Origin of the sequence: Allobacillus sp. SKP2-8 (assembly GCF_007559355.1) — a bacterium.
GTDB classification, from domain to species: Bacteria; Bacillota; Bacilli; order Bacillales; family Alkalibacillaceae; genus Allobacillus; species Allobacillus halotolerans.
Genome location: NZ_VMHF01000023.1, coordinates 1 through 18,973 on the forward strand (window position 1 = coordinate 1; position 18,973 = coordinate 18,973).

18 protein-coding genes are annotated in these 18,973 nt (G+C 38.3%); 15 read left to right on the plus strand and 3 right to left on the minus strand.

The annotated features are described in order from the left end of the window. Positions 1-379 precede the first annotated feature (379 nt). The 7 genes from FPQ10_RS11910 to mqo all read left to right on the plus strand — a co-directional run bounded on the left by FPQ10_RS11910 (position 380) and on the right by mqo (position 9,858). On the plus strand, positions 380-1,519 hold the full coding sequence (locus FPQ10_RS11910) for a TIGR04053 family radical SAM/SPASM domain-containing protein (RefSeq protein WP_144163717.1): 1,140 nt from the start codon (positions 380-382) through the stop codon (positions 1,517-1,519). Between the two features lie 183 nt (positions 1,520-1,702). After that, positions 1,703-3,085, plus strand: coding sequence for a YjiH family protein (locus FPQ10_RS11915; RefSeq protein WP_144163718.1), 1,383 nt, complete (start codon positions 1,703-1,705; stop codon positions 3,083-3,085). Positions 3,086-3,813: 728 nt separating this feature from the next. Beyond that, positions 3,814-5,010, plus strand: a complete 1,197-nt coding sequence (locus tag FPQ10_RS11920) for an aminotransferase-like domain-containing protein (RefSeq protein ID WP_144163719.1) — start codon at positions 3,814-3,816, stop codon at positions 5,008-5,010. A gap of 136 nt (positions 5,011-5,146) precedes the next feature. Then, on the plus strand, positions 5,147-5,449 hold the full coding sequence (locus tag FPQ10_RS11925) for a phasin family protein (RefSeq protein WP_144163720.1): 303 nt from the start codon (positions 5,147-5,149) through the stop codon (positions 5,447-5,449). A gap of 57 nt (positions 5,450-5,506) precedes the next feature. Next, positions 5,507-7,165, plus strand: coding sequence for an ABC1 kinase family protein (locus tag FPQ10_RS11930; RefSeq protein ID WP_144163721.1), 1,659 nt, complete (start codon positions 5,507-5,509; stop codon positions 7,163-7,165). 65 nt (positions 7,166-7,230) lie between these two features. Next, complete coding sequence (locus FPQ10_RS11935; protein WP_144163722.1) at positions 7,231-8,127, plus strand: 3-hydroxyacyl-CoA dehydrogenase; 897 nt, start codon at positions 7,231-7,233, stop codon at positions 8,125-8,127. Positions 8,128-8,331: 204 nt separating this feature from the next. Next, entirely contained in the window at positions 8,332-9,858 is a 1,527-nt protein-coding gene (gene mqo, locus FPQ10_RS11940; protein ID WP_255439956.1) for a malate dehydrogenase (quinone), read from the plus strand. Positions 9,859-9,923: 65 nt separating this feature from the next. Here mqo and FPQ10_RS11945 read toward each other — a convergent pair whose 3' ends face one another. Then, positions 9,924-10,361 carry a MarR family winged helix-turn-helix transcriptional regulator gene (locus FPQ10_RS11945; protein WP_144163724.1) on the minus strand — a complete coding sequence of 146 codons (438 nt, stop codon included), beginning with the start codon at positions 10,359-10,361 and terminating at the stop codon, positions 9,924-9,926. Positions 10,362-10,499: 138 nt separating this feature from the next. Between FPQ10_RS11945 and FPQ10_RS11950 the strand changes: the two genes are divergently transcribed. Both FPQ10_RS11950 and FPQ10_RS11955 read left to right on the plus strand, forming a co-directional pair. After that, entirely contained in the window at positions 10,500-10,997 is a 498-nt protein-coding gene (locus FPQ10_RS11950; protein WP_144163725.1) for a CarD family transcriptional regulator, read from the plus strand. A 21-nt stretch (positions 10,998-11,018) separates the two neighbouring features. Beyond that, positions 11,019-11,297 carry a hypothetical protein gene (locus FPQ10_RS11955; RefSeq protein ID WP_144163726.1) on the plus strand — a complete coding sequence of 93 codons (279 nt, stop codon included), beginning with the start codon at positions 11,019-11,021 and terminating at the stop codon, positions 11,295-11,297. A gap of 41 nt (positions 11,298-11,338) precedes the next feature. Here the strand turns inward: FPQ10_RS11955 and FPQ10_RS11960 are convergent, their stop codons facing one another. Next, positions 11,339-12,385: a C45 family autoproteolytic acyltransferase/hydrolase gene (locus tag FPQ10_RS11960; protein WP_370512044.1), complete on the minus strand. Its 1,047-nt coding sequence runs from the start codon at positions 12,383-12,385 to the stop codon at positions 11,339-11,341. Between the two features lie 327 nt (positions 12,386-12,712). Between FPQ10_RS11960 and FPQ10_RS11965 the strand changes: the two genes are divergently transcribed. From FPQ10_RS11965 to FPQ10_RS11990, 6 genes are all read left to right on the plus strand, one after another. Beyond that, on the plus strand, positions 12,713-13,042 hold the full coding sequence (locus tag FPQ10_RS11965; protein ID WP_144163728.1) for a hypothetical protein: 330 nt from the start codon (positions 12,713-12,715) through the stop codon (positions 13,040-13,042). Between the two features lie 191 nt (positions 13,043-13,233). Then, positions 13,234-13,473 (plus strand): hypothetical protein, encoded by a 240-nt coding sequence (locus FPQ10_RS11970; protein WP_144163729.1) that lies wholly within the window; start codon positions 13,234-13,236, stop codon positions 13,471-13,473. Next, positions 13,457-14,041 carry a hypothetical protein gene (locus FPQ10_RS11975; RefSeq protein WP_144163730.1) on the plus strand — a complete coding sequence of 195 codons (585 nt, stop codon included), beginning with the start codon at positions 13,457-13,459 and terminating at the stop codon, positions 14,039-14,041. Before FPQ10_RS11970 ends, FPQ10_RS11975 begins: the two co-directional genes overlap by 17 nt. 130 nt (positions 14,042-14,171) lie before the next feature. Next, the gene (locus tag FPQ10_RS11980) at positions 14,172-15,455 is read left to right on the plus strand and encodes an acetyl-CoA hydrolase/transferase family protein (protein WP_144163731.1); all 1,284 of its coding nucleotides are present in this window, start codon (positions 14,172-14,174) and stop codon (positions 15,453-15,455) included. Positions 15,456-15,627: 172 nt separating this feature from the next. Next, a complete protein-coding gene (locus tag FPQ10_RS11985; protein WP_144163732.1) occupies positions 15,628-16,647 on the plus strand; it encodes an NADP-dependent oxidoreductase in 1,020 nt (339 codons plus the stop codon). 159 nt (positions 16,648-16,806) lie between these two features. Then, the gene (locus FPQ10_RS11990) at positions 16,807-17,085 is read left to right on the plus strand and encodes a hypothetical protein (protein WP_144163733.1); all 279 of its coding nucleotides are present in this window, start codon (positions 16,807-16,809) and stop codon (positions 17,083-17,085) included. Positions 17,086-17,956: 871 nt separating this feature from the next. Here the strand turns inward: FPQ10_RS11990 and FPQ10_RS11995 are convergent. After that, a complete protein-coding gene (locus FPQ10_RS11995) occupies positions 17,957-18,775 on the minus strand; it encodes a DUF368 domain-containing protein (RefSeq protein WP_186278677.1) in 819 nt (272 codons plus the stop codon). Positions 18,776-18,973: the final 198 nt, after the last annotated feature.

Genomic DNA, 18,973 nt, shown 5'->3' on the forward strand with positions numbered 1-18,973 from the left:
AAAATGTGTTGGAAAGTCTTATAGATGCGTTCTATACCCTCGAGTGTCGAAAAAAATGTGTTGGAAAGTCTTATAGAAGCCTTCTATACCCTCGAGTGTCGAAAAAAACGTGTTGGAAAGTCCTATAGAAGCAGTCTATACCCCCGAATGAAGAAAAAAATCCGACGGAAAGTCTTATAGAGATGTTCTATCCCTTCGAGCAACGACAAAATTGATAGGAAAAGTCCTATAGAGCTTTTTTACGTTCTCCCATTCATCTTATTTTTATAAAAAATGTTCCAGTTGAACTGTGATTTGAATCATATCAGCCAATGAAAATAGCTGATACGATGAAATCAAATGTAAAGACTATTTGTTCATCCATTAGGAGGAATGTGTCATGTTTCAGCGAGATTATGATCAAGATCCGTTTATTGTCATATGGGAATTAACAAGAGCTTGTGCACTGAAATGTTTACATTGTAGAGCAGATGCGCAGTATTACCGAGATCCTAGAGAATTGACATTTGAACAAGGTAAGAAGTTAATTGATGATATATATGAGATGAATAATCCAATGCTTGTTTTTACCGGAGGAGACCCATTGGAACGAGAAGACGTTTTTGACATTGCAGAGTATGCTGTAAAAAAAGGCGTTCGTGTATCGATGACACCGTCTGCAACACCGAATGTCACCAAGGAAGCGATGAATAAGGCAAAAGAAGTCGGGCTGTCTCGTTGGGCGTTCAGTTTAGACGGACATAATGCAGAAGTGCACGACTTTTTCAGAGGGACGAGAGGGTCATTCGATTTGACGATGAAATCAATCGATCATTTAAAGTCACTTGGAATGCCATTACAAATCAATACCGTTATTTCAAACTATAATATCGACTATTTAGAAGAAATGGCTGCATTGATGGAAGAATTGGAATGTGTTTTGTGGAGTGTGTTCTTTCTTGTTCCAATTGGACGGGGCCAAAGAGATGATATGATTTCCCCAGCCGACCATGAACGTGTTTTCCGTTGGTTGTATGAATACTCAAAACGTGCTCCATTCGATATTAAAACAACAGCAGGTCAGCATTACCGTCGTGTCGTCATCCAACAAAAAATGCGCGAAAAAGTAGCTAACTCAAACGGGATTGCCTATGAAGATGCCTTAAACAAAGGAATGACTGGGAGCATCGATGGTTTAGGTCGAGCACCAAAAGGTGTCAATGACGGAAATGGGTTTATTTTCATTTCACATATCGGCGAAGTATTTCCTAGTGGACTGCTTCCGATCAAAGTCGGAAATGTGAAGGAACAATCGTTAAAAGAGATCTATCGTGAATCCGATGTGCTGAAAAATTTACGGAACCCTGATAAGTATAAAGGAAAATGTGGAGTATGCGAGTTCAGACATGTGTGCGGAGGTTCACGTTCTCGTGCTTATGCGATGACCGGTGACTATATGGAGAGCGAACCTTATTGTGTATATATTCCAAAAGCGATGCGTGAGGAAAAGAAGAGGGCTAGAAAAATTTCGAATGAATAATTATACCTTTTTATAAAAATAATTATATGTAGAGCGCCTTAGATAGGCGCTCTTTTTTATGTAATTTAAAAAGTATGAGAGTGAAGAAATAAATTTATTTATAAAATAGTATTGATTATTTATACATAAATATGATACATTATTCAAAATGATAAAAACGAAGAGGGCAGAAGGAGGATCACGATGGAAAAAGTTCAGCACGTTGAACAGTTCGGTGTGAAGAAAGGGTACTCAGTAAAACAAACATTGAAATTTTTAATCCCATCACTCATTGGGGTGCTTTTATTTTTAGTGCCTCTCTCAGTGGACGGAACGGTAACGATCGGCCTTGGTGTTATGGCTGATGCGCTGCAAGCAGCAGTTGCCGACTATATTCCGCTGTTTATTACGGCAGTTGTTGTCTTGTCTGCCTTGGCTACAGTATGGATAAAAAGCGTTCCAATCAATGCGGTGAAAAACAGTTCTTTTTTGACAGGTCTCTTGGATGTATCGCCAATTTGGTTGGTACTTCGTATTTTCGGAGCAATTTTTGCCGTTCTCACCTTGACTGAACTCGGCCCGGAAGTTATTTGGTCAGGGTTGACTGGAGGAACCGTATTATTTGATTTAGGTCCAGTTTTGATGGTTTGGTTTTTATTTGCATCTTTATTCATGCCGCTGTTATTGCAATTCGGCTTAATGGATTTTATCGGAACAGTCGTACGTAAAGTGATGGCGCCACTATTCAAGCTTCCTGGACGTTCATCCATTGATGCGCTTGCTTCTTGGATGGGGAGTGGAACTGTTGGTGTACTGCTAACGACTCAACAATATGAATCCGGATATTATACAAAAAGAGAAGCGGCTGTCGTGGCAACGAATTTTTCAATCGCTTCAATTGCATTTAGCTTAGTCATTGCACGTTTCTTAAGTATTGATCACATGTTCGTTCAATTTTATGCAACGGTGGTTGTTTGTGGAGTTGTCGCTGCAGTAGTTTGTCCGAGAATCCCTCCTCTTTCATGGAAAAAAGATACGTATTATGGACCCGTAGGCAAGCAAATTAATGAAGAAGTACCTGATGGAATTTCAACACTTCAATGGGGTTTTCAAAAAGCAGTGGAAAAAGCAGAAGGAGTTAAAAGCTATAAAAGTGTCGTCAAAAGCGGCGTGCAAAATGTCATTGATATTTGGTTCTCCTTAATTCCTCTCGTTATGGCACTCGGTACGATTGCATTGATGATTGCTGAATTTACACCAATCTTTGATTATTTATCCTATCCATTCGTTCCATTGCTTCAGGTTTTGCAAATTCCTGAAGCACAGGCAGCCGCTCCGGCCATGCTCGTCGGGTTTGCCGATATGTTCTTACCAGCCGTTGTCGGAAGTGGAATCGAATCCGAATTGACCCGTTTTGTCATCGGAGTCATGTCGCTATCACAACTCATTTACATGTCCGAAATTGGTATTTTGTTGATTAAATCGAAAATACCTGTATCGTTTGGTCAGCTCTTTATCATTTTCGTTCAACGTACGGTAATAACATTGCCGATCGCTGCTTTAATGGCTCATGTATTATTCTTTTAAATCTGTAATTGAAAGTTAACGGTAACTCCTTTATCTTTAGAACAGAAGGTGTTCAAATTTTTGAATACTTTCTGTTCGTTTTTTTGTGAGGTGGAACAACGGGACGAAAACTTGGCAAGGGGACCATATATTTAAGATTTGGGTCCATATATTCCCGCGTCGGGCTCATAAATAGCACACCAGGGTGCATATCCACGTAGTTTGGGAGCATATCACAATCGCCGGGGCGCATATTTTCAAAAATAGGTCGCATATCCTGGTTAAACGACCCATCTTCTCCACGAAAAATAGGAGCGGCCCATATATTTAGGATTCGGGTCCATATATTGGCGCACTGGTCTCATAAACCGCACACCAGGGTGCATATCCGCAAGATGTGGGAGCATATCACAATCGCCGGGGCGCATATTTTCAAAAATAGGTCGCATATCCCGGTTAAACGATCCATCTTCTCCACGAAAAATAGGAGCGGCCCATATAATTAGGATTCGGGTCCATATATTACCGCACCGGTCGCATAAACCGCACACAAGGGTGCATATCCGCAAGATGTGGGAGCATATCGCAATCGCCGGGGCGTATATTTTCAGAAGTAGGTCGCATAACGCAACGTCCCATCGAACAAAATTAGAGTAGCAAAAATAAATTATACACTCGCAGAATACGTTTATATTAAAGAAAATAGTGATCAACTTAACGAAAAAACCGAATGGAAGGGTGGATACATAATGGAACCTGAATCATTTTTCACCAAAAATACGAAAGTTGCTCTTAAGCATGAACCACCTGGCGAATGGATGCCTCCTGTTCCGGATCATAGCATACCGCTTAATGCGGGTTATCCAGCGCATAGCCTCATTCCGTATGAAGAGATGAATGAGGCAGTGAAGGATTTAATTGAGGAGGAGAAAGACCTCCCTTTTCAGTATTTGGGTAGTAAGAAAGTAAATACGGTGAAAAAATTTGTTCGTGAGCGATTGGCGGAACGTGGAGTTGTCCTCCTGGAGAAAGAGATTCTTGTGACAGCGGGTGCCATTCAGGGGATTGACTTAATCGCAAGGACATTTATTGACCGTGATACATGGATTGTCGTCGAATCCCCAAGTTATATGGAGGGCTTGGAAACATTCCGTAATTATACAGATCATTACATTACTGTTCCGATTGATGAAAATGGAATGCAAACAGAAGAGCTTGAGAAAACATTGAAAGACCGAAAAGAGAAGAACTTGCCGATGCCGAAACTAGTGTACACGATTCCGAGCTTTCATAATCCGACAGGAACAACGATGTCGATCGATCGTAGAAGACATTTATTGGAACTTGCGAGTGAATTTGATTTTTTGATTATTGAAGATGATGCCTATGGTGAACTGTATTTCGGCGAACGACCTACACCAATCAAAGCAATGGATAGCGGAAGTCGCGTGTTCTATATCGGATCCTTTTCCAAAACGGTAGCTCCCGGAATGCGTGTCGGCTATGTCGCTGCAAGAAGTGATTTACTCGAGCCGCTCCCTTGGTTTAAAAAAGACTTAGGTCATCCGTTTGCCGAGGCAACACTGGGTTCATATCTATCTCAAACAGATATGAAAAAACGATTCGAGATGCTTCGAAAAGTCTATCAACAAAATTGCAAAACCTTAATCTCATCGCTTGAAAAGTATATGGGAGATATTGCCACATGGAAAAATCCTTCTGGAGGATATTTTGTATGGGTGCATGTACCAGGTGTGGATACATCAAAAATATTGAATGAGGCGATGCAAGCAGGTGTTGCCTATGTCCCTGGTAAGCATTTTTTCGTTCATGAACAAGAAGGTTTATCCTATTTGCGGCTATCTTTTAGCTATGTCAGCCGTGAAGAAATGGTAACAGCTGTTGAAAAGTTAAGCCAAGTCATTAAAAAGCATATAGATCAATAGAAAAAAGGATTCGTCTGTGGAGCATTCACACACGAATCCTTTTTCAATTGCTAACTTTTACTCACAAAGTTTCCGTTTGTTTTGTACAGGGTATTGTCAACACAAAGACAAAATCGATCGGGAGGCGTTTGTCGACATGAGCGACTTATTCAAGAAAGGCTTATCAATCGGTGCAGGACTGGCAGCCGTTGGGAAAGAGCAAGCTGATAAAATTTTAAAGGAATTACGTGAAAAAGGGGAGCTATCCCAACAAGAATCGAACAGTTTATTATCAGAGATTGAAGCAAAGGGTGAACAGAGTCAAGAAGAGTGGAACCAAAAAGCACAAGCAAAATTGAAGAAAAAACTTGAAGACTTAGATGTGCCAACACGAGAGGATTATGAGCGATTGGAAAACCGTCTTCACCAGTTGGAACGCCAGCTTAATAAAGAACAGTAAAAGATCTCGGAAGATGGAAAGGAGGGGATAGGAATTATTCGAAAGCAGATGCGTCATATGGCAAGATATCGCGATATCGCTACAGCCTTTACGAGAAATGGCTTTGGCTATTTCGTAACGGAATTAGGTTTAGACCGTGTTTTTTCATTGCCTCGTCGCCTATTGGTCAATCGTGATCAAAATTTGGAGGATAAAACGGTTGGTGAACGAATACGGCAATTTTTAGAGGATCTTGGACCGACCTTCATTAAGGTGGGCCAACTTGCGAGCACACGACCTGATCTGATTCCAAAAGATATCCGAATGGAATTAACAAAACTTCAAGATCATATATCTCCTGTTCCCTTTGAACAAGTGAGGAAAATTGTTGAGGATGAACTGGAAGGGAAAATGGAAGAACTATTTTATTCATTTGAACAGTCACCTTTAGGCGTTGCATCGATTGGACAAGTACATGAAGCTGTTCTCCCAACTGGTGAGAAAGTAGCCGTGAAAGTCCAACGTCCCAATGTCGGTAAACAAGTACATATCGACTTGGAAATCCTTCATGAAATGGCAGAGCGAGCAGAAAAGCGCTTAGACTGGGCGAAGCGCTATCAGGTTGTCGATGTGGTCGAAGAATTTAAAAAAGCCATTACGAGTGAATTGGATTATGAGCATGAAGGCCGGAATGCAGATCTGATGGCCAAACAGTTTGAAGACGACCCGCAAGTGTATATTCCAGAAATATATTGGGATTATACAACCAAAAAAGTGCTGACGATGGAATATGTTGAAGGCATTAAATTAAATGACCAAGAAGGTTTAGCGCAAGCACAATGTGATCATAAGTGGCTCGCTGAAAAACTCGTCCAAGCCATATTTTATCAAATGTTTGAAGACGGTTATTTTCATGCCGACCCTCATATCGGAAACTTTTTTGCATTACCTGGAGAAAACGGAATTGCATTCATGGATTTCGGATTGGTAGGAAGACTATCAAAGGACATGCAACGAAATCTCGCTTCAATCGTCATTGCTATGACAAGCCAAGACACAAAAAAGATGACTCGAGCAATGAAGCGGATGGGAGTCGTTCCCGTCGATATTGACGAGCATGAATGGGAAGGTGATGTCGACCAATTTCTCATCAAATATTATGACGTTCCATTCAGTGAAATCAGTTTAGGACAAGCGATTACCGACATGTTTCAAATCGCTCATAAACATCAAATTGAAGTGCCCTCTGATTTCACGCTAATCGGAAAAACGATGCTGACATTAGAAGGTGTCGTTGCCCAGTTGGATCCGGACTTCAGTATCATCACAGTTGCTGAACCATTTGGTCGAAAACTAATAAGAGATAAGTACCATCCGAAGCGGTTTGCAAAAGAGATCTATGACCAAGTCGATGAGTACGCCGATGTCATTGAAGAGATGCCAGAAATTGTTAGAGAGCTGACAGCATTAGCGAAGGAACGTAAGATACCAGTCGAGTTGAGAATTCCGGCATTGAACTATATTTTGTCAAAAATGGACCGAGTCAGTAATTTATTATCCTTCAGTATCATCTTGTTAGCATTCAGTTTGATTATGACTGGTATCATCATCGGCTCTGCCATTGCCGGCCAAGGCTCTGTACTATGGGATATACCCGCTCTTGAAATCGGCTTTGTGGTCGCTGTCGGCATGCTGGCGTGGATGATCTACTCGATATTCCGTTCTGGACGTTTTTAGTGGAAAAACAAAATAGTTATTGTAAAATAGTATTGTAATAAAACTTTTCACAAGGAGATGTTTCAATGAGCTTTAAAAATATAACAGTAGCAGGAAGCGGCGTATTAGGTAGTCAAATTGCCTATCAAACAGCTTATCATGGATTCACTGTTTCAGTGTATGATATTAACGATGAAGCAATTGAAAAAGCAAAAGAACGCTATCAAAAATGGATGCAGCGTTATCAAGAAGATCTTGATGCAACGAAAGAAGAGACGCAGCAAGCCTATGAACGCATTACCTTTTTTACAGATCTGAAGGAAGCAACGAAGGATGCAGACTTAGTGATTGAAGCTGTACCAGAAAGAACAGATATCAAAATTAACTTTTATAACAAACTAGCAGAAGTTGCTCCAGAAAAAACGGTCTTTGTGACCAACTCATCCACATTGCTACCAAGCGATTTTGCAGAAGCGACAGGTCGTCCGGAAAAATTCCTCGCCTTGCACTTTGCCAACGAAATTTGGATCAATAATACGGCGGAAGTCATGAGACATAAAAAGACGAATATGGACCATTTTTACGAAGTTGTTGAATTTGCAAAAGAAATCGGTATGGTCCCACTAGAGCTACACAAAGAACAGCCGGGATATATTTTAAATAGCTTGCTTGTACCCTTCTTGAATTCTGGTTTGTCGCTTTTAGTGAATGAAGTATCTGATGTTGAAACAATCGATAAAACATGGATGATTGCCACGGGCGCACCAAGAGGACCAATGGGAACATTAGACATTATCGGCATGACGACCCCATACAACATTAACGCTCAAAAAGGCCAACATGGTGATCCAGACTCCCAGAAAATTGCAGATTATCTAAAAGAAAACTATATCGACAAAGGAAAAATGGGCATTTCATCAGGAGAAGGGTTTTACACGTACCCAAACCCATCTTATCAAGATCCAGATTTCTTGAAAAAGTAGGACCAATTAAAGATAGCGTATAACCTTTTTTGATAAAGAGGTTATACGCTTTTTCTTAAATATGATTGACAATGTGTCACAAAACACACAAGAGGTATTTAAGCATGTAAATATTTGTGATATAATATATTACGTTTATAAGTTATGTTTGAATAATAAAATTGTACTGAAGGACAGCGCTTACATAAGCGAACACTCACTACAATATGCAAGGGAAGGTTACTTATGAGTGAAACAACAAATAAATCAGATGTGATTTTGATCGGCGCAGGGATCATGAGTGCGACATTGGGATCTATTTTAAAAGAATTGGCTCCCGATATGAGCATTAAAGTGTTTGAAAAGCTGGATAGTCCTGGTGCAGAAAGCTCTAACGAATGGAATAATGCTGGTACGGGCCATTCAGCCTTATGCGAGCTGAACTATACACCAGAAAAGCCGGACGGAACAATCGAAACGGCAAAAGCCTTGAAAATCAACGAACAATTCCAAGAGTCGAGACAGTTTTGGTCTTATTTAGTTGAGAAGGGACTCATGGATCAACCGAGAGAGTTCTTGATTCAGCTACCACATATGAGCATTGTTCATGGAAAAGAAAATGTCGAGTACTTGAAAAAGCGGTATGAAGCATTAGTCGATAACCCGCTATTTGAAAATATGGAGTTTTCTGATGACCCTGAACAATTGAAGGAATGGATTCCGTTAATGATGAAAGAACGCGAAGTTAGTGAACCCATTGCTGCAACACGTATCGATGATGGAACAGATGTTAACTTTGGTGCGTTGACGCGTAAATTGTTCGAACACCTGGAAACCCAAGGCGTTGATCTTCATTACAAGCATAGTGTCGACGAACTTGAACAAAACGAAGACGGCACATGGGAAGTGAAAGTTCGAAACGTTGAAAGCGGAAACGTCACCTTCCATGAAGCGAACTTCGTGTTTATCGGTGCTGGAGGCGGAAGTATCCATTTGCTTCAAAAAACAGGTATTCCAGGCAGTAAAGGAATAGGTGGTTTCCCGGTAAGTGGGGAGTTCCTTTACACACAAAAACCAGAACTCGTGAAAGAACACTATGCGAAAGTGTATGGTAAAGCACCGGTTGGAGCACCACCGATGTCCGTTCCACACTTGGATACACGTATGATCGAAGGGAAGGAGTCATTGCTTTTCGGTCCGTTTGCGGGCTGGTCTCCGAAATTTTTGAAGACGGGATCAAACGCAGACTTGTTCAGTTCGATTAAACCGAATAATCTAACGACGATGTTAGCGGGAGGAATGAAAAACTTCACGCTCACCAAATATCTCATTTCTCAACTAATGTTATCGAAAGAGAAGCGGATGGATCAGTTGCGTGAGTTTATCCCGACGGCGAAAGATGAAGATTGGGAAATGACAACAGCTGGACAGCGTGTGCAAATTATCAAAGATACAGAAGAAGGCAAAGGAATCCTGAAATTTGGTACGGAAGTGGTCAGTTCGGAAGACGGCTCGATGGCAGCTTTACTAGGTGCATCACCAGGAGCGTCAACTGCTGTTTCCATTATGTTCGAATTGATTGAAACATGCTTCCCGGATCGTGTTGAAGAATGGAAACCGAAATTAAAAGAAATGGTTCCATCCTACGGTCAGTCATTGAGGGACAATCCAGAGCTTGTACGTGAAATGAAAGAGTTTACTGCTAAAAAATTAGATTTTCATGACGTTGAGTTTGAAGCAACTCATTCATAATAAAAAGGAGCATCAACTGTCGAAGTGACAGTTCATGCTCCTTTTTTATGTACAATTGAAAAAATCTATTGTTCGATTCCCCAGTTCATCTTTAAGATATCTTTTAGCTGTTCTAGTCGTTCTTGACCAATGTGCTCGGCAATTTCCTTTTCTAAATTCGCTTGTAATTGCGCATTTTTTTCATAGCATTCTTTTCCGAAAATTGTTAGTTGAATACGTTTTTCTTTTCGATTGTTTTCTTGTTCGCCTACTTCAACAAGTCCTTTTTCTTGAAGCTGCTTGATGAACTTATGGGTTGCTTGGCGGGTAATATCGACGCTTTTGGATATAAAGGAAACGGTTGTTTCTTTCTCCTGGTATATTCGTAACAATATAAACCATTCAGATTTCGAAATGGGGAGTTCGTGGTGACTATTCCACTGTGCTTCAGATATTTTACGTAATTTTAAATACCTTTCACTGATTAAATCAAGTAAATCTAATTGATGTAAGTTGAAGCTCACTCTGTTCACTCCTATTTTATTTTCTTAAGCTACTATACAAAAAGATGGGCATTAAATCAACTTAGTTGACAAAAAAGTTTTAAAGAGATATACTTAAAGTAAACTAAGTTGACAATTCAACATAAGGGAGCCAATATAATGCTGAGCATTGGAGATTTGATTGTTTATTCATCACATGGAATTTGTCGGGTAGAAGATATTTGTGATCAAACGTATGGTGGCGTTACGAAGAAGTATTACATGTTACAGCCGGTTGATAATGATCAGAATTTGACAATTCATGCTCCTGTTGAAAGTAAACAAAAAAACATGCAACGAATCATGAACAGATCAGAAGCTGAAAAAGTCATCGAAACTTTCAGTGGAGAAGGGGTTGAATGGATTGAAAGACCCCAACAAAGAACGAGAGATTATAAAAGTATTTTGAATCAAGGTGACCGCTTGGAAATTGCGAAGGTAGCAAGTACGTTGTTACGCAAGAAGCAAGAAACAGAAGAAGAAGGCCGAAAGTTTAGTGAGCTGGATGGCAAACTGCTGAAAAACATCCAAGACATTCTGTTTAGAGAAGTCGCTATTGTTTTGAACAAACCATATGAAAAAGTCGTGAAACGAATCGATGAATTAGTTGCACAATAAATCGATGAAATAAATATACAAATGAAGCTTGAGATCAAAGTGTATGTTCATCACATACATTTTGGCTCAAGCTTTTTTTGCGTGCAGTTTATCGAGCGGCTGTCGCTGTTTATTGAGCGGCTGTGGGCGTTTATCGAGCGGCTGTGGGCGTTTATCGAGCGTCTGTCGGCGTTTATCGAGCGGTTGTCGCTGTTTATCGAGCGGTTCGCACAAATTTACGAACTCATGATAGTACCCACCAAAGCCAATAAGTCTCCGTCAGGTTCATCTTATCCGCATCATTTTAAATACGGGTTTTAATTAAATGATGAAGCCAAGGTAACATTACAAGACTTGAAAAATCATAGTTTTTCCATATTCACAAAAGGTCTCGAATAATCCAGTTCGCCTTTCATTCGTTTAACAAGAACCTGGTTTCCTTGAAGCCATTTATTGAAATCAAAAATAACAGGCATGCGATTTGCACCGATGACAAACCAAGCTTTCATCTCTTTCGGAAAGTAGGCAGATGTGTGAATGGTACCAGCGGATGCATCATACTTCTTGGAGAAAACATCATATTGAGGATCGTTCATCACACGAAAAGCTTCCATTGGGTTCGTTGAATGCTTTTGCTGTTCTTGAATGGTTTGCTCACGCTGTCTCGTTTCTTCTTGTCGATATCGATTTTCTTCATCAAGTAAATGAAAGTGATTCGTACATACATTCGATTTCCGGGCAATGACTTTTCTTGGAGAAGCTTCTATGACAAATGACTCACCACTCGGATCCAGAAGTACATAGCTAAATGAATGTCGATGTGGAATTTCTTTCAGTAAGTCGACTGCCTCTTCGACGTTTGAACAGTTCTCTAAAATCAATCGCCCAATCATATTACAAAGAAAGCCATTACCTGATTTTTTACTATGGGTAAAGTTGTAGCCCATGACAAGACCTTTTTCGTTCATCCCATCGATTCGGCCGGTAATTTGCATGGAAGGACCAAGTGTAGCGAATCCTTGATCAGTCGGTTTGTAAAATAGGTACCTTCCTTCGTAACCTACAGGATGACTGTCGTAATTTCTGACCATAAAATCTGGTTCTGTGAAAATCGAACAACCACTCCGGACGAACTCATGATAGTACCCACCAAAGAGTCGATAAGCCTCCGTCAAATTCATTTCAAGCGCATCAGCAAGCCCGTGAATTTCTTCCAAAATAGCTGGAGAAAATTGTTTCATGACCTGCTCGAAACTGTCCTGATCAATAATAAAATGACGGTCCTTCTTCGGACCCCATTGTTTTCTTCGGTTATGAATAATCGGGGAATCAAGTAGTAACTTACCTTGATAATAGCCAAAATCGTAATGGTTCCCACGGTATTGTATGACGTCGCTATAATAGTTCATGGATTTCATTCCTTGTTGTTTTCATTGTACAGTCAGTTTAATCCAAGAATGGTAAGAAGAGAATTGGAATGCTTGTGACTGTTGGATATACTTAAAAGCATAAATGGATAGAGCACAACATATAGTAATATTCCTTAATAGTCGAGTAAGCGACTTATCCAAAAGTAAATGTGAAGAAACCAACTCATTTCTGAACACATCCATATTCTTCCAGGGGTGTTTAATCAATTACCATCTCTTTAAAATTTCGTTTACACTTATTAAAGAGATAAGAATTGAAATGAATAAACCTAATACATAATTTTCTTAGAGGGTGATGATAAGGATATGGGAAATGATCCATTTAAGAAAGCAGATCGTTTCTTGTTTAGTGAAAAAGGTAAACCTGTTCGATTGATTTTAGTTATATCTACTTTCTTATTCATCCCACTTCTCCTATTTGGTAGTGAGGTGATGGTTGCCGAATTCGGAAATCCATTTTTCTTCATAGGAATTACTTTTCCATGGGTTTTATTGATTTATTTCCCCGCTGAATTACATGGTTATTTCGATGAAGAAAAAGTGACGCCGAAAGTTAATAAGCTTTATAAGGCTCTTTTTATTCTCTATGTTTTGTTTTTTTGGATTGTTGGCGGTTTATGGTTCTTCAGTGTCTAAGACTCAATTTAAATTAAAAAAAGGGAGGGGCATAGCCATCTAGAAAAATAAAAAATAGCATCAATCATATGATTCAAATAATTGATGCCGTTTTTGGTGTGGAATTTTTATTAAGCAATGATAGAGATAATAGATATCTACTCACCATTCAGTTAAAATGAATATAGACTATTGTGAAGGTGTGGGTTCTTATGCGGTATATTAAGATGTCGCAAATCGAACAAAACATTGATAAAAATCGAAAAAAAGTAAATGAACGGATTCATTCTCGTAAAGCACAACAACCACAAGTAAAAAAAATTAAGCGACGATCAGCAGATGAACGGAGAGCACTGACAGCCGTCGCTAAAGCAAGTGTAGACCGAGCCAAAAAAGAAGATAAAATGAAAATGATTGGGAAACGGAGAATGTATTATGATCCGTCTGAGTGAGTTGAAAGCAGAGTTTTCTAAGTTAAATCTGTTAAGTAAGCATGAACGTATGTTGGAGTTATGTGGGTTATTGACATCTTATTTGAGTGAAAGTAAAATAACTCCGATTATCGTTGGTGGCTTATCTGTTGAAATTTACACGCGAAATCACTATACAACGCAGGATATTGATTTGATATCAGATGGACGGGCCCAAATAGATTCCCTTCTAACCGAAGAATTAGGTTTTAAAAGGGAAGGTCGCGTCTGGTATCATGAAAAACTGGAACTTTCCCTCGAAATACCCGGCAACTTTTTAGAAGGGAATTTAGAGAAAGTCATTCAAATTGAATTAGATAGTGGCAGAGAAGTATCTGTTATAGGAATTGAAGATTTGATCATTCATCGTTTGGAATCAGCGATTGTTTCTCAATCAGCTCATCCTGAATGGACGGAAGATTACGAATGGGCGGAGCGAATGTTCTTTATCCATAAAGAGGATGATCAGATCATGGACATCGAATATCTCATGAGAAAAGCGAAGGAAACAAAAACGGATCAGCTTATCAATGAATGGTTAAAAAAGTAAATCTATATTTTGGAGGGCCTGTTTTTCTTATATCTCGTTTAACGACGGGTTTTTATTTTGATTGGAATAGATCGATCAGGGAAATATTTTATTATAGTATGATTCGTATTGACATCAAGGAGGAAATCAGATGAATTATCAAGCCTTATACAATGAAAAACTACAATCAGTCGCAGAAGCTGTTCAACATATTCAACCTGGAACCGATATTATTTCTCCGTTAGGCTGTGCAGAACCGGATGCACTGATCAAACAATTGGAGAATCATGACGGCTTAAGTGACAACCGTCTATTTACGATGTTGACCACCCGTGAATTAATTGATGTTGACCCAGATAAATTAAAGATAACAAGTTTATTTTTAGGGGCTTCTGAACGTAAAGCATTCAATGAAGGAAAAATAGATTTATTGCCGAATCACTTTTCGGATCTACCAAAATTATTGAAACAAATTGCTCGAAAACCTGTCGTGATGACTGTTGTCTCTCCGATGGATGAAAATGGCTATTTTTCAATGGGCACAAACGCAGATCATACCATTTCGATGGTGAAAGAGGCAGAGACGATTTTAGTGGAAGTCAATGAGCACATGCCACGGACATATGGCGAAAATCAAATCCATATTTCTGACGTGACAGCAATCGTTGAGCATCATCAACCATTACCTGAGTTACCTAGTACACCCGGTCAGTCAGAGAAGGATATGAAGATTGGTGACCATGTCGCTAGTTTGATTAAAAATGGTGACACATTGCAGGTTGGGTTTGGCTCGATACCGAACGCGATCATTGACAACTTGAAAGGTTACCGTAATTTAACGATTCATACGGAAATGATTCCTGAAAAGATTATCGAATTATTTAAGAGTGGAGCAGTCACGAATGAAAACAACCCATTCAAAAAAGGGAAAATGACTGCAACATTCGCTTATGGTTCGAAAAAACTATACGACTTCATGCATGAAAACGATGATATTTATATGCTACCAGTTAGCCAGACGAACAATGCATGTAAGCTGAAAGAAATCGACGACTTGGTGACTGTGAATGCTGGAGTCGAAGTTGATTTTTTAGGACAAGTAAATGCGGAAAAAGTGGGTAACACGTATTTTTCATCAACAGGTGGACAATCAGATTTCCAACTCGCTTCACATTTTTCTGAGAATGGGAGAGGTGTGATTTGCCTGCACTCCACTGCGAAAAATGACGAGATCACGAAAATTGTTCCAACGCTTCAGCAGGGTGCCCCAGTGACAACGCATAAAAATGATGTTGATTATATTGTTACGGAATACGGTATTGCAAGACTTCGAGGCAAAACAATTCGGGAGCGGACGAAGGCTCTGATCGAAATTGCTCATCCAAAATTCAGGGAGCAATTGACCAAGGAAGCTAAACACATGGGTTATTTATAAGAAAGAAAAAAAGCATGCCGCACATCTAATTGCGGCATGCTTTTTTAAGTGGTCTGAATTGACATACGAATTGGAAGCTGTGATACGCTAGAACTAGATTAATCTTAAGAAGGTCGCTGTGTTGTGATACTTATGAAAAGAAACGACTTCGATAAATTGAAAGGGGAATTCCATGACAATAAAAAATAGACAAATTACGTTAGCAGAACGTCCAAAGGGAATGCCTGATGAGCAGACATTCCAATTCAAGACAGAAGAAATCAACGAAATTCAGCAGGATGAAGTTTTACTTCGCACCCTATATGTTTCCGTCGATCCATATATGCGTGGAAGAATGGTAGACGCAGAATCGTATATTGAGCCTTTTCAATTAAATGAAGTCATCGAAGGCGGTTCAATCGGTGAAGTGATCGAATCGAAGTCAGAGCATTACACAGTTGGTGACGTCGTCATCGGAAACTTTGGCTGGCAAGAATACTATGTCGCTCAAGCGAATGAAATTCGTAAAATTGACCCATCAGTAGCTCCAATCTCGACACATTTAGGAATCCTAGGTATGACGGGATTGACGGCTTACTTTGGCTTGTTAGATATTGGCCAACCGAAAGAAGGCGAAACGGTAGTCATATCTGGTGCAGCCGGTTCCGTCGGTTCGATTGTCGGACAAATTGCGAAAATCAAAGGTGCACATGTTGTCGGCATTGCGGGATCTGATGAAAAGATTCAGTTTTTAAAAGATGAATTAGGTTTTGACGAAGGAATCAATTACAAAACAACGAAAAACTTAGCAGAAGATTTAAAGAAAGCATGTCCGAATAAGGTCGATGTATACTTTGATAACGTCGGTGGAGAGATCTCTGATGCCGTTCTATCACAGCTGAATACATTTGCTCGTGTTCCAGTATGTGGTGCAATCTCGACATATAACTCGGAAGAAGCGGACCTGGGACCACGTGTACAAACAACGCTCATTAAGAAAAGTGCAATGATGCAAGGGTTTACGGTCGGTAACTATACAGACCGCTTCAAAGAAGGTGCCGTGCAATTAGGTAAATGGCTACAAGAGGGCAAGTTGAGTTATCGTGAAACAATTGTTGAAGGTTTTGACAATATTCCAGAAGCATTTTTAGATCTGTTCAAAGGTAACAATATCGGAAAGTTATTGGTGAAAGTCTCTGACAAAAGTCAATAACATGAACAAAACCGTGAGGCGGGGACAAAACTCAGTAAATTGAAAAAGCGTGGTACTTACCGATTAGGCAGGTACCACGCTTTTCTATATTATCGTTTATTTTTAGTTAACCTTTACAAACACTATTTTTTCCAACAAAAAAGAAATGAGTGAATTACTTTGGTATTGGTTTTAAAGAAGAAATTAAAATTATCAGATGAACAAAGAAAAATTTTAAATTGGTTGATAGTAAATCAACAAGCTACACCTTACTTAACGTGGAAAATATTCTTTATGGAAAAAGAAAAGCCTAATCCAGACCCTCGTGTATTTCTATTTGATAACTTATCTTTTCCTGAAAAATCCGAAGTCGAATTAGTTCTTGCAAGATACTTTTCAAGAAGTTATCGAACTTGTCGTGTTCCTAATGATTTTGAAACTTTACTCTATGAAGAATAAGGGTGGTTATATGAATAGAGAAAAATAAATTGAACAGTTGAAACAAACTTTGGTTGAAGCTTATCTTTACCATGAAAAAAAGAAAAGTTTGTTTATCATCATGAAGTTAGAAAAAAGAAATCAAAACACTCTATGAGAGCTTGTTCAATGATTTCGACCAAAAATTAGATCATTACAGTACAACTTTACTAGGGTGATAAAATGAAATTTTGCAGAAGGTGTTTAATGGAAGTTTCTGGAAGTACAAATTTATGCCCCTCATTGTGGCGGTCCAAATTCAATGAACAAAATTCCTGTTAAGCTATCTTTGTTTATCTGGTCTTTATACTTGGGTGGATTCATTAACGGAATAAAAAAATAGCAAGATCTAAAACTAGTTCTATATGGACCCTACATAATTTCAAAACAATCAGTTTAAGTTTAAAACGTTAGAATCTTGTAGATTCCTATAAAGAAAGACACTCTTCTTATGTAGTTTTTTTATATATATTGATATATAAAAATTTCCACATTATTTCTAAAACTAGTAATAATCTTGAAAATATTAAATTGTTTTTATTAAATAATACTTTTATAATATATTATTCGCACTTCATATTTTCTGACTTAATTCTAAAATTAGTTTTATTAATTTTTATTAATATTGTAATTGTCACACCAATTTTAATATATTCAAAAGTAAGTAATTTTAGTAACCCCTTAAGTGAAAAGTTATATTCATAAAGTAAAATTTGATAATTTATTTCATTAAATTCTCTGTGCAAAATAAAATTTTTATTCAGAAGTTTTATTTTGCACAGATGTCTTTTTATATCATATACTCATATTCTACATACCGAATAAAAGAATCTGAAAAATAATGTTACTAAGATTAATCATGTTGAGTTTGTTTTAATGTGACTATCAATATGATTCCAACAATAAACGTAACCACTGAAATTAAAATAGTTGAGGTATTAAATGAACTTTCTAAGTTATTCAAAATTGCATAAATAGAACCACTTACTAACCCTATTATTGCTGCGTAGGTTTCTATCATGTAATTTGATAACAAATACCGGATAAGTTTACTGGTGAACAGAACCCCTAGTACGATTCCTGAACCGACAGCAAAAATTATCGCCAAATCAAACGATATTAAAGAAACTGTTACTAGCTCATATAAGCCTAATATAGTCAAGATTAAAGCGCCACTCAACCCAGGTAGGACAAGAGCCGTGCTCGCAATAAACCCTGCCACAACAAAGAAAATATAGTCACTCATTGATAAATTAGTCGAATCAATTTCAACAATACCGTTTAATGCTTGGCTGACTAATACAAGAATAAAAAACAGTACAATTATTACATAATGTTTTAATAAGAGTTTGTTTTTTGATAGAAAAACCGTTTCTTTCCAAAGGTAGGGTAAAAAACCTACAATAATACCTGTAAATAACATCAGCGTGGGTGTGCGATAAGTATCTAATAAATAATTTATAATAAATATGGAAAATACAAACCCAATAACCATACCTGTAGCAAATGTGATTAGAAAAGGTAATACCTCTTTTCTTTTTTTTGTTGTTAATAAGCTTAAAGAATAAATTAATCGTTCATATATTCCAAAGATCATTGCTACCGTACTTCCACTTATTCCAGGTACGGTTTCAGTAATTCCAACTGCGATACCCCGTAAAATAATTCCCACGTTCTTCAACACCTTATTCATAATATTATTTGTAAAATCACGTTATTATAGAGTGAAATTTCTTTCGTTTTATAGTATCATATTATGACACTGATACTTCTTATAATTTAATTTAATATACTTGAATCAATTTCATAATTGCTCTTTTTAAAAATACAAAGACTTCTCCAATGTTTTGAATTGCATTTTTAAAAACAG